General features: G+C 45.4%; 18 protein-coding genes and 2 riboswitches. Of the genes, 2 read left to right on the top strand and 16 right to left on the bottom strand.

Features of this window, described 5'->3' with window-relative positions; genetic code table 11:
- Positions 1–18: 18 nt before the first annotated feature.
- Positions 19–648 (bottom strand): 5-bromo-4-chloroindolyl phosphate hydrolysis family protein, encoded by a 630-nt coding sequence (locus tag V1501_RS04000; protein WP_409291559.1) that lies wholly within the window; start codon positions 646–648, stop codon positions 19–21.
- Between the two features lie 247 nt (positions 649–895).
- Positions 896–1,363, bottom strand: coding sequence for a hypothetical protein (locus V1501_RS03995; protein ID WP_409291558.1), 468 nt, complete (start codon positions 1,361–1,363; stop codon positions 896–898).
- Between the two features lie 250 nt (positions 1,364–1,613).
- On the opposite strand from V1501_RS03995, the gene V1501_RS03990 reads away from it, so the two are divergent.
- Positions 1,614–1,829 carry a methionine aminopeptidase gene (locus V1501_RS03990; RefSeq protein ID WP_409291557.1) on the top strand — a complete coding sequence of 72 codons (216 nt, stop codon included), beginning with the start codon at positions 1,614–1,616 and terminating at the stop codon, positions 1,827–1,829.
- A 271-nt stretch (positions 1,830–2,100) separates the two neighbouring features.
- Here the strand turns inward: V1501_RS03990 and V1501_RS03985 are convergent, their stop codons facing one another.
- The 14 genes from V1501_RS03985 to V1501_RS03920 form a co-directional block, all read right to left on the bottom strand.
- Positions 2,101–2,724: a bifunctional precorrin-2 dehydrogenase/sirohydrochlorin ferrochelatase gene (locus V1501_RS03985; protein ID WP_409291556.1), complete on the bottom strand. Its 624-nt coding sequence runs from the start codon at positions 2,722–2,724 to the stop codon at positions 2,101–2,103.
- Positions 2,712–3,449, bottom strand: a complete 738-nt coding sequence (locus tag V1501_RS03980; protein WP_409291555.1) for a sirohydrochlorin chelatase — start codon at positions 3,447–3,449, stop codon at positions 2,712–2,714. The genes V1501_RS03985 and V1501_RS03980 overlap by 13 nt, the downstream gene beginning before the upstream one ends.
- 15 nt (positions 3,450–3,464) lie before the next feature.
- Positions 3,465–4,241: a uroporphyrinogen-III C-methyltransferase gene (cobA, locus tag V1501_RS03975; RefSeq protein WP_409291554.1), complete on the bottom strand. Its 777-nt coding sequence runs from the start codon at positions 4,239–4,241 to the stop codon at positions 3,465–3,467.
- Between the two features lie 178 nt (positions 4,242–4,419).
- Positions 4,420–5,019 (bottom strand): adenylyl-sulfate kinase, encoded by a 600-nt coding sequence (gene cysC, locus V1501_RS03970; RefSeq protein ID WP_409291553.1) that lies wholly within the window; start codon positions 5,017–5,019, stop codon positions 4,420–4,422.
- Positions 5,020–5,031: 12 nt separating this feature from the next.
- On the bottom strand, positions 5,032–6,177 hold the full coding sequence (sat, locus tag V1501_RS03965) for a sulfate adenylyltransferase (RefSeq protein ID WP_409291552.1): 1,146 nt from the start codon (positions 6,175–6,177) through the stop codon (positions 5,032–5,034).
- A gap of 30 nt (positions 6,178–6,207) precedes the next feature.
- Positions 6,208–7,275: an anion permease gene (locus tag V1501_RS03960; RefSeq protein WP_409291551.1), complete on the bottom strand. Its 1,068-nt coding sequence runs from the start codon at positions 7,273–7,275 to the stop codon at positions 6,208–6,210.
- A 12-nt stretch (positions 7,276–7,287) separates the two neighbouring features.
- Complete coding sequence (locus V1501_RS03955; RefSeq protein WP_409291550.1) at positions 7,288–8,010, bottom strand: phosphoadenylyl-sulfate reductase; 723 nt, start codon at positions 8,008–8,010, stop codon at positions 7,288–7,290.
- Positions 8,011–8,120: 110 nt separating this feature from the next.
- Positions 8,121–8,252, bottom strand: coding sequence for a YezD family protein (locus tag V1501_RS03950; RefSeq protein WP_409293247.1), 132 nt, complete (start codon positions 8,250–8,252; stop codon positions 8,121–8,123).
- Between the two features lie 169 nt (positions 8,253–8,421).
- Positions 8,422–8,524: riboswitch (SAM riboswitch) on the bottom strand.
- A 407-nt stretch (positions 8,525–8,931) separates the two neighbouring features.
- A complete protein-coding gene (locus tag V1501_RS03945; protein WP_409291549.1) occupies positions 8,932–10,452 on the bottom strand; it encodes a UDP-N-acetylmuramoyl-L-alanyl-D-glutamate--2,6-diaminopimelate ligase in 1,521 nt (506 codons plus the stop codon).
- A gap of 218 nt (positions 10,453–10,670) precedes the next feature.
- Positions 10,671–11,966, bottom strand: coding sequence for an NCS2 family permease (locus tag V1501_RS03940; protein ID WP_409291548.1), 1,296 nt, complete (start codon positions 11,964–11,966; stop codon positions 10,671–10,673).
- Positions 11,967–12,056: 90 nt separating this feature from the next.
- A riboswitch (purine riboswitch) is annotated at positions 12,057–12,158 on the bottom strand.
- Between the two features lie 89 nt (positions 12,159–12,247).
- A complete protein-coding gene (gene abc-f / locus V1501_RS03935) occupies positions 12,248–14,167 on the bottom strand; it encodes a ribosomal protection-like ABC-F family protein (RefSeq protein WP_409291547.1) in 1,920 nt (639 codons plus the stop codon).
- 713 nt (positions 14,168–14,880) lie between these two features.
- Positions 14,881–16,119 carry a serine/threonine transporter SstT gene (gene sstT, locus V1501_RS03930; protein ID WP_409291546.1) on the bottom strand — a complete coding sequence of 413 codons (1,239 nt, stop codon included), beginning with the start codon at positions 16,117–16,119 and terminating at the stop codon, positions 14,881–14,883.
- 905 nt (positions 16,120–17,024) lie between these two features.
- The gene (locus tag V1501_RS03925) at positions 17,025–18,503 is read right to left on the bottom strand and encodes a glycoside hydrolase family 32 protein (RefSeq protein ID WP_409291545.1); all 1,479 of its coding nucleotides are present in this window, start codon (positions 18,501–18,503) and stop codon (positions 17,025–17,027) included.
- A 483-nt stretch (positions 18,504–18,986) separates the two neighbouring features.
- Complete coding sequence (locus tag V1501_RS03920) at positions 18,987–19,955, bottom strand: tRNA dihydrouridine synthase (RefSeq protein WP_409291544.1); 969 nt, start codon at positions 19,953–19,955, stop codon at positions 18,987–18,989.
- Between the two features lie 995 nt (positions 19,956–20,950).
- Between V1501_RS03920 and V1501_RS03915 the strand changes: the two genes are divergently transcribed.
- Positions 20,951–22,312 carry an arsenic transporter gene (locus tag V1501_RS03915; protein ID WP_409291543.1) on the top strand — a complete coding sequence of 454 codons (1,362 nt, stop codon included), beginning with the start codon at positions 20,951–20,953 and terminating at the stop codon, positions 22,310–22,312.
- The last annotated feature ends 10 nt before the right edge of the window (positions 22,313–22,322 follow it).

The raw sequence follows: 22,322 nt of genomic DNA, 5'->3' as shown, positions 1-22,322 counted from the left end.
GGCTTGTGTGCTCCCCTGTTATGGCGTATCGCCGGCAGTCTGGATGGATCTCCTGGCAACATCGATCTCGAAGTGAAGCTGATCCATGTCTCCAGAAATCATTTGATAGAGATCTTTTTCAATCGTAAGACCCAGCTCGTCCATCATATGGCGGGTCTCCGCAAGTGACGCCTCTATTTCAAAATTGCGTTTTGGCTGTGAAGATAGAAAATTATACTTTTCGCTCAGTTCCAGGATGGAATCCAGATGGGAAAAGTAAAATTCATCTGCAAGATAGAAACGCTTTGGTTCTTTTTTGGTAAGGCTGTATATCTTTCTCGTAATCCTGATCAGCTCAAGCCTTTTCTTAAAGGAAGGCAGATGCCTGCTGAGAACAAGCGCTTTATTCAGGCGGAATATTTTATGCTTTGCTTCATTCAGGCTCTTTTTGATATAGCGGTACTCTTTTAATGAGATTCCCTGCTTTTTAAGGAAATTATATCTCATTGCCAGAAGGGACGCTCCTGCTGCAGCTGCACCGGCAGCCAGGAATAGCCCCATAGATGCCATAATTGTTGCATCCAGTACAAAATAACTGAGCAGAAGAACACAAGAGGCAGCTGGAACAGCGAAAAATGCGGCAATAAAGAAAGAAAGTATCCGGTTCAATTTTACCCACTCCTGTCTTTTGTCTTATTCCTTATTACGTCCATCATGCAAAAGAGTTTCACACCTGTACCAAAACTCTGTATATCTATTAACATACACCAAAATCCCCCACATTTCTATAGACCCGCATAGCTAATCCCAGCTACGCCTCAAGTCCTAGCCTGCCAGAGGATTTCCCGGGAAAGGGGGACAGTCCCTCATTTCCTGATTATTTCCCAGATAAAAAGAGAGCAGACTGGCTGCTCTCTCAGGGAATGTATTGTTCGGTAATTTTGGTGATGATTCCGTTCTGCAGTTCTATATGGAAGGGGATGTCCCGGTAGCGTGACTTTTTCATTTCTTTCAGGAATACTGCCATGGATACTTTTTGTTTTTTGATATCGTTGGTCTTTTCAATTTGGTAGGTGATCATGGTGATGACGGCCTTTTTGGAAACAGGCAGGGTTCTTATTTTAGGATTTACATTCCGGATGTAGTAATCATCCATCGCGTAGCATTTTCCCCGATCCCAGTAACAGGCCTTATCTTTAAAAGCTTCTCTGTTCGCCTGTTCGCCCCGGAACCACTGAATATAATCAGCCCTGGCATATACGCCCTTGCTTGTTGTCTTTACAGAATTTAAATAGGTGGTCTGCTTCTCAGGGGCTGCCGCCTTGGAGATTGATGGACTCAGCAGCACAATCAGGGCTGAAAGGATGAACATAAGCTTTTTCATAAATTTTTCCCTCCTGTGGGTTTTATGTATACGGGGAAGTTCCATTCTCCCTATGATAAATACCCCCATAATTGTAAAATTAATCCCCATACCTATTAGACGTCCGAGAAATTAAAAAGTTTCATCTATTCCTTGACCTTAGACACCTTCCCTTCAATTTTTTAGGCTCTGCCGCATATGATATGGAACCAATAAATATGTTAAAAACCCTTTCCACTAGACATACTAATAAAAAAACGAGGTGTTACGCTTGGGTTTATTGAATGCAGTCACATCCTGGTATAAAGCCAGGTATGAAAAATATGTAGCCGAGATGGCAGATATGGGCTTTTGCCCGGACTGCCGCGGCCGGGGCTATAATCCGTATGCCCCGAATGAGTTTTACTACGCACAAGTCTATGACTGCCCGGGCTGTGATGGAACAGGACAGTACGAAGCCTGGTTCATGGGCCGGGATATCGAATAACCTATAAAGGAATCTGTTACATTCCTAAGCCGGTCTGAAAATCAGCCGGCTTTTTGCTGGCCGCAATTTTACTTGGATATTTATCACATACATCTCACAGCCGGATGCGCTCTCATCCTGACAGCTTCCATTGTCAACGTAATCATTACTGAAATCACCGAGCCGGATGAGCGCTAAAAAGGAAGAAGTTTATACAGATAAATATTGCCTTTTTTCACATAAAAAAGATTTCTGTCTTCCTCTCTTTCTTCAAACTAAACGCCAAAAGGCCTTAATCAAGGCCTCCTGGCTGAAGCTCGTGCAGCTTCAGCAGCATTTCCCGCTGTAATTCGGGTCTGCTGCGGTATTCGTCATCGAGGATGTCCCAAAGAAGCTCTTGCTTTTGAGTATCCATAAGCTTAAGTTTTTTAATCAAATTGCGGCATTCTGCTAAAAAAGCGGCATATGGCTCCCATGAATGATCAAACTGGTTTTCAAGCTGCTTCTTCAGCTTCCGGGTCAGCTTTGGGCTGGCCCCGCTTGATGTGACGGCTATTTGGAGCATTCCCCTTCTGACTGTAGCAGGAAAAATGACATTCCCTTCTCCCTGGCCGTCGACTACACAGACAAGCTGGTTAGGGGGAAGCTCCCGTGAGAGAGTCTCATTTACCAGGCGGTCATTCGTTGCAAGGATCACAAGTATGGCTCCGTCAAAGTCGCTTATCTCTGCCCTTTTCCGAATGATGGTATATCCCCTGGCTTCGGAGAGCTCTGCCGTTTCCTTCGAAACCTCAGGAGCCACAAAAGTAATCTTGGCCTTTTCCTCACCCAGTACCCGGGCTTTCCTGGCTGCAATCCGGCCGGCGCCTGCTATCACCACTTTTTTTCCTGAAAAGTTCATGATCAGGGGCTGCATGCAGTGGTTCTCCCTTCAGCACGCGCCGTGACAATATTCCGGATAGCGTCATGCCTGCCGAGTATACCTGTATGAAGGATATCCTGCCCGCTTTTTTGTCTCTTCTTCACTTCGGCATCCACTTCAGCAAGAAGGAGTCCGGGAAACAGCAGGTAAGGAATAACAATAGTCCTTTTAGCAGAGTCTGTTTTTAGCATCGCCTCAGGAAAGCGCGGGCTTGCCGCAGCAAGATAGCATACCTGTATATCCCTGGCAGGAAGCCTCTCACCCAGCCCTTTGATGATAGCGGCAAAATCCTCATGGACTCCCGGGTCACTGCTGCCCCGCCCTACGATCAGCAGGGAATCATCTGCCGTGACCTCGCCAGCAGCATCTGACACCAGCTCTGCAATGGCATCCATGATTTCCGGCTGTACACCGAAGGGATTAGCTGTTTTCACAGGAATTCCGGGATGCTTTTCCATAAGCGGTAAAAGGGCCTCAGGAATGTCATGCTTAATATGACCTGCCGCAAGCAGGAAAAGGGGTACAACCGTAATTTCTGCAGCGCCCCTCTCAATGCAGCGCTTGAATCCTTCTTCTATTGATGGCTGAGTCAACTCCAAAAAACAAAGCTCCTGGATCGGTGCACTGACTTCTTCCTTCACTTTTTCAATAAAGCCCCTGGCTTCCATGGCTCCTTTGCCTGAACGGGTGCCGTGTCCGATATAGAGGATTGCTTTCATATAGCACTCCCCCCCTTATCCGTGGCTGACAGGCAGATGGGGAGCGATCTCCTCATCAAACCAATTGATTTTATGATGAAGGCCAACAACTTCTCCAATGATGATCATACTTGGATTGGATATGCCTGCCTCTTTGACTTTTTCTTCAATGTTTTCAAGCGTCCCTGCAATTGTCTGCTGTTTTTTCATGGTTCCCCAATGGACAAGTGCAATCTGGGTCTCCTTTGCCTTTCCGTTCTGCAAAAGCTGCTTAATGATATTGGGAAGATGGGATACTCCCATATATACACATAAGGTATCCACTCCATGAGCCAGATGGGCCCACCGATGCTCAGCCTCTTCATTTCCCGCCTGATGGCCTGTAACAAAGGCAAAGCTTTTGCTGAGCGTTCGGTGAGTAACCGGAATTCCTGCATACGCTGCCGCTGCAATTCCTGATGTGATGCCGGGTACCACTTCATATGCAATTCCCTGACGGACACACTCTTCTGCCTCTTCGCCTCCCCGGCCGAAGACAAACGGATCTCCGCCTTTTAACCTGACCACATTCAAGCCTTTTTTTGCATACTTGACCAAAAGCGAATTGATGGTCTCTTGCTGCATAGTATGAAGATCGGGAAGCTTCCCGCAATATACGAATTGTGCTTCTTTCTTTGCATGGTTTAGCAATTCGGGGTTAACGAGACGATCATAAAGAATAACATCCGCCTCTTGAAGGCAGCGCAATCCTTTGACTGTAATCAACTCCGGATCCCCCGGACCGGCACCAACTAAATATACTTTACCAGTCATCGTCTTCCCTCCTCTATAAAAGAAAAAAACCGTCCTGCCGGAGCTCAGATTCCCTAAAAAGCCGCAGCATACAGACAAACACCTGTATCCTGACGCTCAGGGGCCTGGCTCCTCATAATAGGACAGCCCTTAACTCTATTATATCAAAAATCAGCTATATCAAAAATATCCTACCCTATCAAAGGATTCCCCGCTTGACCAGGTGCTCATGTATAACTCCCACTGCTTCAGCGACACTGAGGGTGTCAGAGGCAAGGATGATCTCTGGGGAATGCGGTGCTTCATAAGGAGAATCGATGCCTGTGAAGTCCTTGATTTCACCGCGGCGGGCTTTAACATAGAGCTGTTTTGGATCCCGCCGTTCACATTCCGCAAGCGGACAGTCTACAAATACCTCTATGAATTCTCCCTCTTCGAACAGACTCCTTACCTGCTCCCTGTCCGAACGGAAGGGGGAGATAAAAGCTGTGGTAACAATCTTCCCGCTGTCAACAAAAAGCTTTGCAACCTCTCCGATACGCCGGATATTCTCTGTCCTGTCCTCATCTGAAAAACCTAAATCCTTATTTAATCCGTGCCTTACATTATCCCCGTCAAGCACATATTCACTGATTCCTTCTTCATGCAGGAATCGCGAAAAGGCATTGGCTATCGTCGACTTGCCTGATCCGGATAATCCTGTGAACCATAAGACACAGCTGCCATGGCCATTACTCCTGCGCCTGTCATCCTTCGCGATGGATGCCTCATGCCAGGTGATATTCGCTGCTTTTGTCATGATGGGTCCTCCTTATACTTTTGCTTTTTCTTTCATGCCACTAATTAATACTTCAATAACCTCTTTACGGCTGAAGGTAGAAGGCGGCAATTCCCCTGCCCTCAGCATTTCGCGCACCTTTGTCCCTGAGAGGATGACACGATCTTCACGGCCATGCGGACAGGTCTTGTCAGAAGCCATACCCTCACACGCATTACAATAGAAGCTGTGTTCAAAGAATAATGGCTTAATGCCAAGCTCTTCTTCCGTAAACTCGCTGAAGATATGCTGGGCGTCATATGTGCCGTAGTAATCGCCAACACCTGCATGATCACGGCCGACAATAAAATGCGTGCACCCAAAATTCTTTCGGGCGAGCGCATGGAATATGGCTTCACGCGGACCGGCATATCTCATGGCGGCCGGGTACACTCCCAGCTGGACCCGTTCTGCCGGATAATAATGATCGAGCAGCACCCGGTAGCTTTCAAGCCTGATATCAGCAGGAATGTCATCCGATTTCGTTTCTCCCACAAGAGGGTTCAGGAATAAGCCATCCACCGTTTCCAGTGCTGCCTTTTGAATATATTCATGAGCCCGGTGAACCGGGTTCCTGGTCTGAAAGCCAACAATCGTTTTCCACCCATTCCGCTCAAAAAGCGCACGGGTCTGACCCGGTTCAAACCAAACATCCCCTGCCGGACCTTTATCCGATTTTTCAATGAGTACAATCTTCCCGGCGATATAAATATTTCCCCGTTCAAACAGCTTCTTGACGCCGGGATGGGCAATATCCTCCGTCCTGTATACCAGGCGGGCTTCTTTATGGAGATCAGGCGCATAAAGTTCTGACACTTCAATGACCCCGACAGTCCGGCCCTGATGAAGCAGCCTTACCCTTTCCCCTGCCCGTATGTCTTCTGCAGCATCCTCTGATGCAGGCAGAGTCACAGGGACCGGCCAGACTGTCCCATCTGCCAGACGCATATTTTCCACAACAGTTTCATAATCCGCCTTTTCCAGGAACCCCTCAAGCGGGCTGAAAAGACCAACACCGATGAGCTCCAGGTCACTATAGGCTGTGGCGTCTATTTCCAGTTCTTTCTGAACTCCTGTCAGGTCATATGCCGGATTGAAACTTGAGATGAGTTTTCCTCCGTGCGGCAATGGCAATGTCATATCTTTATCAACCTTTCTTCAATCATATTTTTAATGCTCTTCCGAAAGCAGGGCGTGTCCTGCTTCAGCAGGTTTTCTCATCAGGAACTTAATTCCGAATACAGATACAAGCACCCCCGCCATGATGATCACTGGATAAACATTCCTCTCAATCACTAATTGGATGATCGTAAAAGAAAGAACCATAGATAGTACAGGCGATACAATCCAGACGGCAAGCAGCTTGATGACAATATCCTTTTTCAGTACCTGTTTACCATGCTTGGCAAATCCGATGCCGATGATGGAGGATGTAGTGATCTGTGTCAAAGGGACCGGTATGCCGGCAAGTGACGCAGCCGTCACAATACCCGCGCCCGTTCCCGAAATGATACAGCCTTCTTCCAGCCTTAGATCGGTAATTTTTTTTCCGTTTGTCTCAAGGACCCTCCGGCCGAGAATAACGGCACCCAGGGATACAAAGAGTCCTCCCCAGAGAATGCCTGATGAGGTGGAAATCACCCCAGCGCCTACCAGGGGTCCGACGGCATTCGCCACATTATTCATGCCGGCTGAGAAGGCCTCGAACAATCCCATAACAACAACCAGGATCGTGAGCACGCCGGCTGTCCGCGGCGCCTGCAGCCAGGATGCGGCCTTTTTATTTCTCAGGATAGACGCAGCGAGTATCGCAATGAAAAAGGCTGCCACAGGGGTAAGGAACCAGAACATGAATATCCAGAGCAGCTTAGCCGCATAGAGAGATTGGTAAACCATTCCGGCCCCGATCACCGCTCCCACAGTCACCTCACTGGTTGAGAGGGGAATTCCAAAGATATTGGCTAAAAACAAGGACAGGGCCGCCGAAGCCAGTACAATTACGGCAATTGCTGTGGTGAATGTGCTTTTGGGCACAATCCCGCTTCCGATCGTCTTGACTACTTCCCCGCCTCCGAGCCATGCCCCGAAGAATACAGCAATACCGCATAGCACAAGGGCAGTCAATGGTCTCCGGATAACACCTGCTCCATAAGATATTCCCATTGAAGCTGCCGCTCCGCTGGCCCCGATATTCATAGCAAAAAATAAACCGATAGTGATGGCAGCCATCGTAAGCATCAAACCAACTCCTTAATCAGAATGCAGGCCGCATTCAGTTTTGCCTGTACCGGACCAGCGGCCAGCCCTGCTGTCCCCGCCTGCCCCAGCGGCCGCTGTGCAGGGGAAGCAGCCAATGCTTGGATATCCCTGATCATGAAGCTTGTTATACGGAAGGTCTTTCTCCCTGATATATTCCCAGACTTCGTCCCATGTCCAATGAATCAATGGACAGATTTTAATATTATGGAATTTATTATCTTCATTCAGGAACTGCGTCCCTGCCCTGAGCGGAGACTGTTCTCTCCTAAGACCTGAAATCCAGGCCTCCTTACCTGAAAGGGCTTCCCGTAGAGGAATGACCTTCCGAATGGCGCAGCATGTATCCGGCTCACGTTTCCAGAGGGCTGAACCATGCTGCTCCCTCTGCTCATCCAGGGTAAGAGCTGGCTGCTTCCGTTCAATATTCAATGAAGGGTACCGTTTCTCAATTTGATCTATCACCTCATAGGTTTCCGGGAAATGAAGGCCGGTATCGAGGAAAACGATATGGGCATGCGGGTTGACCCTCTGAATCAGATCAATAAGTACCACAGCCTCTGCTCCAAAGCTTGAGGCATATACGATCTCGTCTGCCGCATAATGCTGATATGCCCATTGGAGTACTGATACCGCTCCCTTTGAGCCATCATCCGTCCTAAAGATATTAGATTGTGCGAGCAGCTGTTCACGCTCATTATACGAAGGAATTGTCATTTTGCCTTACTCCTTTTTTTGTGTCTTTACCAAAAGCATATCCCCCTGCAGGATATAAAAAAAGACGGTTCTCCCCCTGTTAAGGAAAGAACCGCCTCTAGTTTGTCTAGTCAGCGTGGTTTATTGGTTTGAAGGCGAACTTTTTCATTGCGTTCAATTTGAATGACTTTTCCATCCTGTACTACCAGGGTTATCGAACCATATTGCACTTCACCCAGCATTTGCTTGATGTGCTGAGCCACTTCCTCCCATTGAGATGGTTTCAAACGTCTCGCCTCCTATATACAAAGCATAATGCCGTTCCTTCTATAATATGATGGAGGCACGCAAATGGGCATAAAAGCAGGGCCGCTTATAGAAAGATCCCATAAAAAACGCCTTTCATATAGAGAAAGGCGCCTTTGCTTTAGCACCTTATCTTCCAAAATGTAAACATTTTGCTGGAATTGGCACCTTGCTTCTCGCAGGTTGCCGGGCTTCAAAGGGCCGCTCCCTCAGCCTCTCTAGATAAGAGTCATTAATTAATATTTGAAATTAATCCTACCATACTCATATGATTTGTCAACTAGTTTTATCTAAATATTTCGAATACCTGTAACAGATTCCATTGTATTTGCTTGTACACAGCTTTATTTTTACTAGATGTTCTTAACCATTTCCGAGTGCACACATATGCATTATACGCCCATCTTTTTATTAACGGGAGCGTGCTCTCCCCTTCTTTTGAATGCTGCCTATTTTAGAAACAAAAAGGACTGAGGAACATCAAGTTCGGAGCTTTCATTTCATCTTAAGAAAAAAGCATGGCAATTATCTACAATTCCTATTTAGTTTCTATACCTTCAGGTAAAAGCAAGCAGCGGCATCAAAAGATGCCGCTGCTCCGGGATAAGTTAGGAAAAGGGGGACTGTTCCCCTATTTTATATTCGTGCGAAATCTATATCTGGTTCGGATTCAGTGTAGTCAAAATAATTACGGATGACGTCCTTGTCGGAATGCGGGACTTTTTCTCCTTTCACGAGCTGGGCGCCGTTGATGCACCCGCTGGTCAGGACGATAATGTCTTTTTCTCCGCTTATAGCAAGGGCTGTCATGACGCCATCCTGGCGTGTCGGGGCAGTGTGGATATTTCCGGCGGACGGGTTGGAAAAGCCGGTCAGTACATGGCTGACAATTTCATGCGGGTCATCAAATCCGGGATGATCCACCGAAACGATGATTTCATCGGCAAGCCCTTCAATGGCCTCCGCCATTTTGGGCATTTTTTCGCGGTCCCTGATGCCGATGCCGGTGATCATCACGACTAGCCGCCTATGCGGCATCTTTTTTACTTCTTTTATTAGATTGATCAAAGCTGGCGGCGTATGGGCATAATCCAGGATGATTTTCCTGCCTCCATATTCCTGCAGTACCTCAAGTCTGCCTTCCGGACTATCAATCCCTTCAAGCGCAGGGATGATTTCCTCGATGGGGAAGCCTGCATGCAGAGCCGTGCAGACAGCTGAAAGCAGATTAGCCACATTATAATCTCCGAATATCGGTGAAGCAGCCGGGTAAGATTTTTCTCCAACCATTAAATCAAAAGCCGCACCTTCTTCTGTGAGCATAATATTGACCGCCTTTACATCGGCCATGGCATCCGCCTCCAGGCTGTAAGTCAGGACGGGGCCGTCAAACTCTTCCAGTATGTCCGCTGCCATGCCGGAGTCATCCACATTGACAACAGCCTTTTTCGCCTGGCGGAAGAGCTTGAGCTTGGCATTCTTGTAGTTTTCATATGTATGGTGGAATTCAAGGTGCTCCGGAGAAAGGTTGGTATGAATGGCGACATCAAATTCGATGCCTTCTACCCGTTTTTGTTCCAGGGCTACCGATGTGACTTCCATTGCAGCCAGTTTATCACCCAGTGTATCGAGTTCTTTGAAGATATAATGTAGATCGAGTGATTCCGGAGTGGTCGGGGTCGTCTGGCTGAAGTCAATCCTGCCCTGAGAGGATAACACGCCAATGGTCCCAATGTATCCGGCCGGCATCCCCAGGTTCGTCATCAGCGATCTGACATAGGCCGCAACCGTTGTCTTTCCATTAGTACCCGTGACTCCTACTGTAAGGAGTCTTTCGTGCACCTCTTCATAATATAATATGGATATATGCGCAAGGAAGCTTCTCGGATCATCCACCAATAGAAAGGTCCCTGCCGGATTCAGTCTGTGATTTTCAGCAAGCTTCTCAGGGTCGCTTCCGGCAATGACCGAAGCCCCTTTGACTGCTGCATCTGCGATATATGTATGGCCATCATGGTTTTCACCGCTTATACAAACAAAAATTGATCCTTCTGCCGCTCTCCTTGAATCATAACAAATAGAAGAAATGTCCCGTTCAGGCTCTCCCCAGATTTTCCTGACTGCAAGCTGCCTGTGCTGTCCAAAATGAATATACATGCGTTCTCTCCTTTAGAGCGGGATGTACTAATGCGCTGACAGAAGGAGCCCCGCCATAAAAGAGATGGGGGTACAATTTACCTGCCGCGTAACAACATCCTTTCTTTACCCTAATAAAAAGAAAGTATTCCCAGTTAATACGAATTTTTCAAGTTTATGCCAGGAAAATAGTAAAAAGTAAAAAAGAGACAGCCCACGCTGCCTCTCCTGAATCTTCATTATACAACATATATAAAATAACCCATGAATATCAGGCAAAGCACATACATGATTGGATGGATTTCCCTCGCTCTTTTCATCGCAATCATATTAATTGGATACAGAATAAAGCCAAGGGCGATACCTGTCGCTACACTGAAGGACAGCGGCATCATGATGATGGTGACAAAGCTTGGAATGACGATGGCTGAATGATTCCTATTGATCTTGCTGATTTCTGTTGCCATCATTGCTCCTACGATGATCAGGGCCGGGGCAGTGACCTCTGACGTAACAATGGACAGAACTGGCGAGAAGAACAAGGATATTACAAACCCGGCAGAAATGACAATGGAGGTGAAGCCTGTCCTTCCGCCAACCGCAATGCCTGCAGAAGATTCTACCATGGAAGCGGTAGTTGATGTACCAAGAACAGCACCAACAGCGGCAGACAGTGAATCTGCCAGAAGCGCCCTGCCCGCATTCGGGATTTCGTTATTTTTCATCAGCCCCGCCTGGCTGGCAATAGCAATCAAAGCACCAGCGGTATCAAAAAATGCTACAAACAAGAATGTAAATATGACCGCCAGGACCTTAGGAGAAAATATGTCATCCAAATGACTGAACACAACTCCGAAGGTAGGCTCAAGGCTTGGAATGCTCCCAACAACAGCCTTAGGGGTTTCAATTACCCCAAACGCAATCCCAATGATGGTAGACAGCACCATCCCAAAAAAGACTCCACCTTTGATTCCCCTGTTCAGAAGTATGATGGTAATGATAAATCCGGCAATGGCAAGCAAGGTAGGCGCATCTTTAAAATTGCCGAGAGCGACAAATGTATCTGGATTTGCTGTGACGATGCCTGCATTCTTCAACCCTATAAAAGCTACAAAAAAACCGATCCCTCCAGCAATAGCATGCTTCAGATCCTGAGGGATGGTATTGATAATCTTTTCACGTATCTTCAGCAAACTCAAAATGATGAAGAGCACTCCGGCTATGAATACTCCAGCGAGGGTTGTTTCCCACGGAATTTTCATACCGACGCAGACTGTAAATGTGAAAAAAGCATTGATTCCCATACTCGGCGCAATGCCGATTGGATAATTCGCCAACAGGCCGATCAAAAGTGACCCGATAATGGCGGAAAGTGCGGTGGCCGTAAATACAGCCCCTTTGTCCATGCCGCTCTGACTCAAGATGACAGGATTAACAACCAGAATATAAGCCATGGACAGGAAGGTAGTGATTCCCGCAATGCTTTCCTGCCTGTAGGTAGTATTACGTTCGGAAAATTGAAAGTATTGTTTCATGATGTGTCCTCCGGATATAATATAATGAAAAAAATCCCCCGGCACATCTGCCGGAGGAATTCTGCAAAGGACAATCGGGAGGCTGCAAGACCTATATGAATTGCCCCTTGTAGACAGACAATTTACGGCAGCCTGGTAGAAACGTTCAAGCCATATTCCTGAACATATACAAGGTAAATCACTTTTAAAATGAATAGTGAAAATAGTAACAATGATATAGTCCCAAGTCAATAACCATAGTTATTTTCAGCCAATTAAGTTTATTGAAAGTGTTTACCTTATTATGGAAGGTTTATCCAAACATCCAACACTGAATCCAGTTCCTCAGAAAGTGTGATCTTCCTCCGGTAAAGCTCATTCAGTTCCTCATAAGCAGCGCCGCCTGTTTCCATTGCTGTTTCAATTTCCTGTATATCACGTTCAAGGACTTCAATCCGGGCAAAAGCCTCAGCCTTTGCTGCTTCATCCGTCCCCTCCTTCTTAGAAGCATTCCTGCGTTCTGAGGACTTCGCAGCCGATCCCGCGGTCTGCTGTAACTCCAGCTTTACCTGAAGACGTTTATACTCATCATAATTGCCTTCATAGCTTTTCAAGGCCAGATCCTCAATCGCAATCAATCGATCCGCCATTTTATTAATGAAATACCGGTCATGCGAAATAAAGAAAATGGTCCCGCCAAAGTCTTCTAATGCCTCTTCAAGTGCCTCGATCGAATCAATATCCAGATGATTTGTCGGTTCATCAAGGATCAGGAGATTGATATCCTGAAACAACAGCATCGCAAGCTTCAGCCGGATTCTCTCTCCCCCGGAAAGATGCTCCACCTTCTTAAACACACTGCCTTTATAGAACATGAATTTTGACAGATATTCCCGCGCCTTCCCTTCAGGAATCGAAATGCCGTCCCTGAAGGCTTCAAGCACAGTCAATCCTTCATCCCGGAAGGTGAGATTCTGCGGCAGATAGGCGGGCATCACATTAGCCCCCAGCTGTATCCAGCCGCCGTCAGGCCTCTCCCCGCCCAGAAGCATTTTCAGGAGTGTAGTTTTACCGCTGCCGTTCGGCCCGATTACACCCACTCTTTCACCATAGGTAACTAAGAAATCAGTATTTATAAATATCGCTCTCTCCTGATAGCTTTTGGACAGCCTCTCCGCCTTAATGACTTCATTGCCGGAACGGCCCGCTGATTTGAAGTTCAGATTCATATTCCGCCGTTCGAAAATGGGCTTATCTATTCTCGCCATTTTATCCAGCCTTTTCTGGATACTGGCTGCCCTCTTGAAGAATTTATTGTTATCCGCCCTCAGCGCCCAGTCGCGCAGGCTGGCTGCTGTCTTCTCCATAGAATGTACCTTTTTCTGCTGTTCCCTGTAATGTTCATATTGAATCCGCAGATTCTCCTCCTTCTGGCTGACAAAGGAAGTATAGTTTCCTTTATACGTAACAGCCTCCATGTCCTCTATCTCCACAATTTTCGTGACCGTATGATCCAGGAAATAACGGTCATGGGAGACAAGAATGACAATTCCCTTATACCCTTTGACATAGCCTTCCAGCCATTCAATGGAATTCATATCAAGGTGGTTGGTGGGTTCATCAAGAAGGAGGATATCCGGCTGGTGTATCAGAAGTTTACCGAGCAGCAGCCTCGTTTTTTCCCCGCCGCTCAGCAAGTCGAAATCCCTGGCGAGGAACTCTTCGTTAAATTTCAATCCTGTACATACTCTTCCCAGCTTTTCCTCCCGCTCATATCCGCCCCTCACTTCAAACAACTGAAGGAGATCACTGTATTTCTTCAGCGCTCTTTCAAGAGCATCTCCGGCAAGTGTCTTCATCTGCTCCTCAAGGCTCCGCATTTCTCTTTCCATTCTCTCAATCTCTACAAATGCCAGAAGAAGCACATCCGCCGCCTTTAACCCCTTTTCTACAACCGGAGTTTGTTCAAGATAGGCAATTTCAGCATGCCTCGGCCTATGGATTAAACCTTCATCATATCCAGGGCTTGAAGTCTGCGGATAGCCCGGGTAATAATTCATCGGTTCAAGTCCGGCGATCAATTTAAGAATCGTGCTCTTTCCGCTTCCGTTCGCCCCCACAATGCCAATTTTCTCCCCTTCATATGCTTCAAAGGAGATATTTTTCAGAACGAGTGCCGCGTCCATATATTTCTTTATTCCATTCAACTTTAATTCCAGCATTAAACTTTCCCACTTTCATCCATAATTTTTCCGCTCATTATGGATGCAGCAAAGAAGAACTTCATTACCTATTGGGTTATAAACAGGGCTGTTTTCGCGAAACATTTCTGCTCTGAATTAAGAGGCCGATTTCCTCTGCAGGTACTGCACCTGCGCGGGGTGAGCGGTGTCTCGCTCCTTACGCTTTCGATCAACCTGATTTAACAATGAAATCGCCTCATAGAACAATATTTTTTAAAATGAACCCAAATAAAAAAGACCATAAGAAGATTGTCTCTTCTTACAGTCTTGGATGTTAAAGAGTATAATTCAGCATAAAAACCAGGATGTGCCAAAAAAGCATACCATTAGCTTTCATACAGGTACCAGCCCATTTCATGTCTGCTGGTAATAAAATTATAATCCCGGATATCAGTAAAGTAAGTGACCTTCCAATTGCCGCAATTCCATAATGAGCATAGCAAATAAACCTATTTCATATAGGTGCTTATCACTCAGGTACAGAATTCATATTAATTTGATTAAATTAATATCAGCAATTTGTTGGTTCCATAAACTTACTATCCCCCTCGTCGATCGTTGCTTCATTATCTCACTTTTTCATTTTTCTGTAAATAACCGCTTTTCTCACAACTGCCTGAAAGGCCGCAAAAAAAACTGCACCGCTGCTGCCAATGAAAATGACGGCAGGGTGCAGTTTCAACTTTGTATGTTTATGCTGCTTTACGGATGGATATTTTCTTTCCTTGTTTACGCCACTCCCTGAATTCAGCCGCAGCTGTGAAGAGCACGTCAGTTGATGAGTTCAGCGCTGTTTCAAAGGAGTCCTGTAACACACCAATGATAAAGCCGACTCCTACTACCTGCATGGCGGTCTCAGAGGGAATACCGAAAAGACTGCATGCGAGCGGAATTAACAGCAGGGAGCCCCCTGCAACACCGGAAGCCCCGCAGGCACATACAGCTGCAAGTATACTGAGAAGTACAGCTGTTGCAAGGTCCACTTCAATGCCAAGTGTATGGACCGCAGCCAGAGTCAGGACTGAAATAGTGACTGCAGCACCAGCCATATTGATGGTTGCCCCGAGCGGAATGGATACAGAATAGCTGTCTCTGTCCAATTTCAGGTCCTCACATAGTTTCATATTAACCGGAATATTGGAAGCCGAGCTTCTCGTGAAGAAGGCGGTAATCCCGCTTTCCTTCAAGCATCTGAAGACAAGCGGATACGGATTTTGTCTAATGGCCGCATATACGATTGCAGGATTGACAACAAGCGCCACGAATAGCATACAGCCGATCAGGACGGCAAGCAGTTTCCCATAGCCAAGCAATGCATCCAAGCCATTTACAGTGATAGATTCAAATACCAGCCCCATGATGCCGAGCGGAGCAAACTTAATCACCCAGCCAACCATCTTCGAGACAGCATTGGAAAAGTCCGCGATCAATGTCTTTGTTCCGGCCGACGCATTCCGCAGGGCCAGCCCAAGGACGACTGCCCACGCCAGGATTCCGATATAGTTTGCGTTGAATATCGCCTTAACGGGATTATCAACTACATTAAGCAGAAGCGTTTTAAGCACATCGACGACACCGCCGGGAGGCGTAACACCCTCAGCCCCCTTGCCCAATGTAAGGGAGACGGGAAATATAAAGCTTGCCACAACCGCAATTAAGCCTGCGGCAAACGTTCCTAAAAGATATAAGAAAATAATGGCTTTCATATTCGTTTTCTGTCCGCTCTTGTGCTGGGAGATAGCCGACATGACCAGAAAGAAGACCAGGACTGGCGCAATTCCCTTTAGGGCTCCCACAAACAGAGTTCCAAAAATTTCAACAGGCTTTGCCGCACCCGGAATCACTATAGCCAGGATGATGCCGGCAAGCAGCCCGGCAATGATTTGTTTAACCAAACTCATTTGACTCCACTTCTTTAGTTGACTTTTCATAGCTCTTTCCTCCTGAGATGACTTTGATTGGTTGACTGCCCCGAGCCGCAGAGTTTGACTTTGAATCTTTTTTTCAGGGTTACACAAAACATGTGGACTAAATACAGTACATACACCTTTCGTAAAAAGTCCCCCATCATATTCCACCCTAAAAAGACAATTGTCTTTATTCAATAAATAGTATTATATAGAATTTTTTGATATATTACAATAATAATAGGCAGCAAAGGATTTAAGGGCGGAGACAGCAGCCAAAAACTTATTAATGCTTAAAGCGCAAGACTACTGATCAGGCCTGCAAGACTTTCAAGCTTCGAGTCATAAATCGCTCCAGCTTTTCGCGAACGCATAAGGGCGGCTAAACTTTTATCTTCTTTATAAGGCTGCCGCTTTTAATAATCTGTTTTATTTAAGTGCCTCACGCAGAAAATAACCTCCTTGTTCTACATTCACAGGGTACGAAGATAAAACAAAAATAGGAGGAGAAAATCAGCATAAACGGAAAAACTGAATATGTAAAAATTATATTTACGGAGATTTTCCTCCTATTCTATACAAACCGCAATAATGAGCCTCTTTCTTCATAGTAAGCGGAAATACTCCATTTATTTACCCAAAAAACAGCCCCATTTAGCATATACCCGCAGGAGCCCCCGCTATGGCTCTCTTTCCAAGGAAGTCCCCCTTTAAAACTGCTTTTTCATAGTGTTATTCTCAATTCTCCATAACAACAAACACTTAGAAACAGTTATAAATAAAAACAAGGTCATTCCTGATGCCTATGCAGCCGGAATGACCTTTTGTATTATTCTATGTTTTACTATTTTTGGTACTGCTTTTTCATGGATGCATCCGGATGAAAATATACAATTGAAAACAATTTAGTTATATAATCATCCTGTCATTTAAATAGAAATTCCACTTTTCATGAGATACTTTGTATACGAATACTTTACTGGGCCATCACCGAAAAGCCTTATGCCCGCAGCTTCCTTCTTAGGAAAGACTCTGGCAGTAAAAACAATTTCCCCATCATTGATAAATATCTCGGCAATGCTTTTATCTACAAAAATCTGCACTTTTACACTTTCTACTATTTTTATGGCATCACTGCGTTTAAAGCCAAATTCACCGCCAAAGGAGTCTTCAAAGTTTTCACGGTCCAGAGTTACAATGCCAGAAACTTTGTCAAAGCTTAAAATAAGGCCTTCCTTTTCTGTTGAAAAAAGCTCGAGTCCAAATTGAGAGGCTTTAATATCCTGCAATTCAACTTCCAGTTCATAAGCTGGATCATGGCTGGACAATTCTTTTGCTCCACTCTCTATATTCCCGCTGCCTGAATCTGCATTGGCACGCAGAGCCTTTAGCTGGTCAGCCGGCTTTTGAATTAAGCGATTCTCCTTTATTTCCAGTCTTCTAGGAATCGTTAAGCAGTGAGCCCAGCCTTCCCGGTCACTCGGATAATCCACTTCACCAATCCCAGCCCAGGCAAACAGCATTCTAACCCCATTATCATCTGCAAAGGTTTGCGGAGCATAAAAGTCAAAGCCTTTCTCAAGCTCGTGACAGGATTCAGCCGCAAATGTGAGATTATCAATGTCCAGTGTTCCAATGACAGAGATGACATTATAAATATTATGATAGGAATGGCCGGATGGCTCGATGCCCTGTGGTGATAGAATCAATACATCCTTTCCATCCACTTCAAAATAGTCAGGGCATTCCCACATATAACCCTCTAAATCTATCTGAACATCCAGCTCTCCTTTAAAGGTCCAATCCTTTGCATTCTGGGATTCATAGACAATGATAGCCCCGGTCAGATTTTCTCTCTGGGCTCCCAATAACATATAATAACGGCCGTTTTTCCTGAACACCTTTGGGTCCCTTACATGTCCCGTATATCCCGCAGGGGTCCCTTCAATTACAGGATTATTTTCATATTTTCTTATTGTTCCATCTTTGTCCATGATAGCTAAGCACTGGTTGGCAGAACGCTCTACCGGTCCGTACTTAATATTTCCTGTATAAAACAGAAATAATTGGCCATCAACTTCAATGGATGCCCCTGAATAGGCTCCATGGCTTTCATAAGCTTCCACCGGGACCAATGCGACCGGGAGTCTTTCCCAGTTAACAAGATCATTCGACTTTACATGTGCCCAGTGCTTCATGCCATGTGTCGGCCCAAACGGATGCCACTGATAAAACACATGATATTCCCCGTTAAAATAGGCTAAGCCGTTAGGATCATTAATAAGGCCATATTGCGGGTGTATGTGGAAACCAGGCTTCCATGATGACTGTATGGATTTTTCCCTCAGGGATTCCAGCTCGTTTTCTTCCGCCTGTAAAATGGTTCTGTACTTTGGTTCTGTATACATATTCACCACGGCCTCCTTTTGCCTTCTAGTTATGCTGTTTAAGTAAGTTTACTTGGATTTTGCTGCTGAAGCAAAAAGGGTGATTTTTCTACACGTTTAGTCACTCCATGGTTTGAATTTATACCGTTAAAACCTGAAGAAACAGCATGCTAAATTCTTAAGAAGTCTTAAATTAGGCTGTTTTGCATACATTATAACTGTTGAATTAAAAAAGTGGATATCCGCTGCAGGCACTCGCGGACCTTAGGGGCGGGCGCTGAGCCTCCTCGGCTTTGCCTGCGGGGTCTCACCTGTCCCGCTGCTCCCGCAGGAGTCTCGCACCTGGAGCGTAAATCCACTTGCTAAATAATTAAATCTCCTCACAAAACTCATCCAAAAACAACAATCTTTTAGAATAGAGCCTTAAGCAAAATAAAAAGCCTGTCATACCTGGTATTTCCACAGCGGAAGTTCCAGGAGACAGGCTTTTTGAAATGATTTATTTTACCCTAAGGCATCCAGGTTGTTTGCTTCAAATTTATCGAGCATAACACGCACTTCATCTGTTGATTCTGAGTTCATCAATTGATTTCTCAGTTCACTTGCTCCCCGGAATCCCTTGACATAGATTTTGAAGAAGCGATGAAGGGCCTTAAACGAACGCAGTGTATATTGATCATGAAGGTCAAGATGCAGCCTTAAGAGATCGAGCAGTTCCTTGCTGCTGTGATCTTTCGGCTCAACTTCAAAGGCAAATGGATTGTGGAAAATTCCGCGTCCGATCATAACCCCATCTACTCCGTATTCCTCAGCAAGCTTTAAGCCGGTCTGGCGGTCAGGGATATCTCCATTGATCGTGAGGAGTGTATCTGGTGCCACCTTGTCACGGAGCTTTTTGATCTCCGGAATCAGCTCCCAATGAGCATCCGCCTTGCTCATTTCATCTCTTGTTCGCAGATGAATTGAAAGGTTGGCAATATCCTGCTTCAAAATATGTGTCAGCCACTCGTGCCATTCCTCAATTTCAGAGAAACCGAGCCTCGTTTTGACACTGACAGGCAGTCCCCCTGCTTTTGCTGCCTGTATTAATTCAGCTGCAACCTCAGGGCGTCGGATGAGGCCGCTTCCCTTCCCATGCTGCGCCACATTCGGCACCGGACAGCCCATATTGATATCCACTCCCCGGAACCCAAGCTCTGCCATACCGATGCTCATCTGCCTGAAGTTTTCGGGCTTATCTCCCCATATATGGGCAACAACCGGCTGTTCATCTTCAGTAAAAGTCAAACGCCCGCGCACACTCTGGATTCCATCCGGGTGGCAATAGCTTTCCGAGTTCGTAAACTCTGTAAAAAACACATCAGGTCTGGCTGCTTTACTTACAACATGACGGAACACAACATCTGTCACATCTTCCATTGGAGCCAGTATAAAAAAAGGCCGTGGTAACTCACGCCAAAAATTTTCTTTCATGTTCAACCCTCTCAATATGGGATACAAGTACAATCCTTGTCCCAAAATTAAAAAGCAAGATGCACTTGCTTCCTTTACACTTATACCATGTCTGAGACCTTAATTTCAAACGGATTGGAAATGGTAAGACACTTTTTTATTTTAACCCTGCAATCTCCGGCTGCCAAAGTAAATTTCTGCTAATTTAACAGAGTTGGATGGGGAGTCAATAACTCTGGACCAAACATTTCTCCAATAAAAGAGGTGCCTTCCCTGTGCTTGAATTCACTCCTGCACTTTAGGTGAGAACACCTTGCTCTTATTCAGACTCCGCTGCCCTTGCCACTTTATTTACAGGAACCTGCCAGTTGCCTTCCCAGACAATCCATGATGGATGATCAGCGATCGTAAAATCTGCTATACCCGCTGCTTCTTTACAATGAGAACAATAGGCTTTCTTCTTCAGCCGGTTCCTGAATTCTTCAGAAATGGCCAGCCATTTTTATTTGCATTCATTTAATAACCAACATGTTTACTGTAATTCTATCAATGTCACAGATTCTATATGAATGGTGTACTGTCTGTTTCTGATAAACACTCAAAGTTCTCTCGTAATTAAACATCTGTCCAATATTATTGTAGTTCTGCCCAAAGTTAGGGTTAAAATGCCAATCACAAAACAAACTTACAATTAATCTAGATGATTTGATTTCTGAGCAGCAACCGGAAGTGACAAAACATTATTTACATATGCTTTGCATTTTTGTACTCCCTGGCTTTAGCTGCTTAAAGTCAGAGTGTCTTTGATGATTCCTTTTTAGATGGCGCTAGATAGATTCCAGCGGATTTGTAGAAAAAAGGGCACAGACCTAAAGAGCTTTTTCTGTATGATACATACACTTATAGTACAACCACACCTTAAGGACATATGTAAAGGATGGACAAGTATCATGCAAGATGACAAATAAGGCTCGGCTTTTAAAGTAGTAGTTACAACCTGAAGGAAGGGGAGAATTATGTTAGAACCGATGGTTTGGATAACCATTTTATCCTTTTTAGGAACACTTTTATTAATCCTATGGAGGCCTTGGGGCCTTAACGAGGCCATCCCCGCTGCAGCTGGTGCAATCATTGTCCTGCTCTGCGGGAGTGTTACATTTTCAGATTTAGGTGAGATTGCATCAACCATCAGCGGTGCAGCTATAACTATTATGGCAACCATTGTAATGGCAAATGTTTTAGAGAGCATTGGTTTGTTCCGTTGGATTGCAGAGCTGCTTACTGCCAAAGCAAAGGGATCAGGAATACGCCTATTTTGGTACGTTAATCTTTTATGTTTTCTAATGACACTCTTTTTCAATAATGATGGGAGTATTTTGATTACCACACCCATTCTGGTGATGCTCTTAAACAATATGGGGTTAAAAAATCACCAAAAAATACCCTACTTGTTGTCAGGGGGGTTAATTGCTACCGCCTCCAGCGCTCCAATCGGTGTCAGTAATATTGTTAATCTGATTTCATTGAACATCGTGCATATGACTCTTTATTTGCAGACGGCTATGATGTTTGTCCCTGCCACACTGGGCTTGCTGTTCTTAGTTGTACTTTTATACCTCCGCTTTCGCGGCGTCCTGCCGAAGAAAATCCCGACAAGAGTTTCAGGACTCACCCTGCCTTCATACCACCCGCTTAGGGACGGTCCTGGGAACGGTACAGCAAAAGATCAAACAAAGATTATGTGGAGAATCCTTATTTTCGTGCTCGCTGTTCGTATCAGTCTCTTTGCAGCCTCTTTTCTCGCCATTCCAATCTCAATAATGGCTGTCCTTGGGTCTGTCATCCTTTTAGGGTGGAGATGGTGGTATTTAAAGATTCCTCCGGGTGACATGGTGAGAAAGACACCGTGGTATATAATCATATTTGCGTTTTGCATGTATACCATCATATACGGATTAAAAAATATAGGTTTAGCGGATTTACTCATCGATATCATGCAGCCAATGGTTTCGGGAAGCCTGCTCCATGTAAGCATTTTAATGGGGGCAGTCATGACTGTAATGTCCAATATTTTTAATAATCACCCAGCTCTTATGATTGGCACTCTGACGCTTACACATATGAATCTTGATGCACTCTCCATGAAAATAGCGTATCTGGCCATTGTTATCGGAAGTGATATGGGATCATTGCTCCTCCCAATGGGAACCCTTGCTTCCCTCATGTGGATGCATCTTCTAAGACGCGGAAAAATAAAATTCACCTGGTGGGAATATACAAAACATACAATGGTGGTAATACCGCCTGCTGTTATTTTCACATTGGTAATCTTATATTATTGGGTCTCAACTTTATTCGGCGGGGTCCTGGAAAAATAAAACTTTATGA

It is taken from the genome of Paraperibacillus esterisolvens (assembly GCF_046237625.1).
In the GTDB taxonomy this organism is placed as follows: domain Bacteria; phylum Bacillota; class Bacilli; order Bacillales; family DSM-1321; genus Paraperibacillus; species Paraperibacillus esterisolvens.
This window is presented reverse-complemented; position numbering and strand designations above follow the sequence as displayed.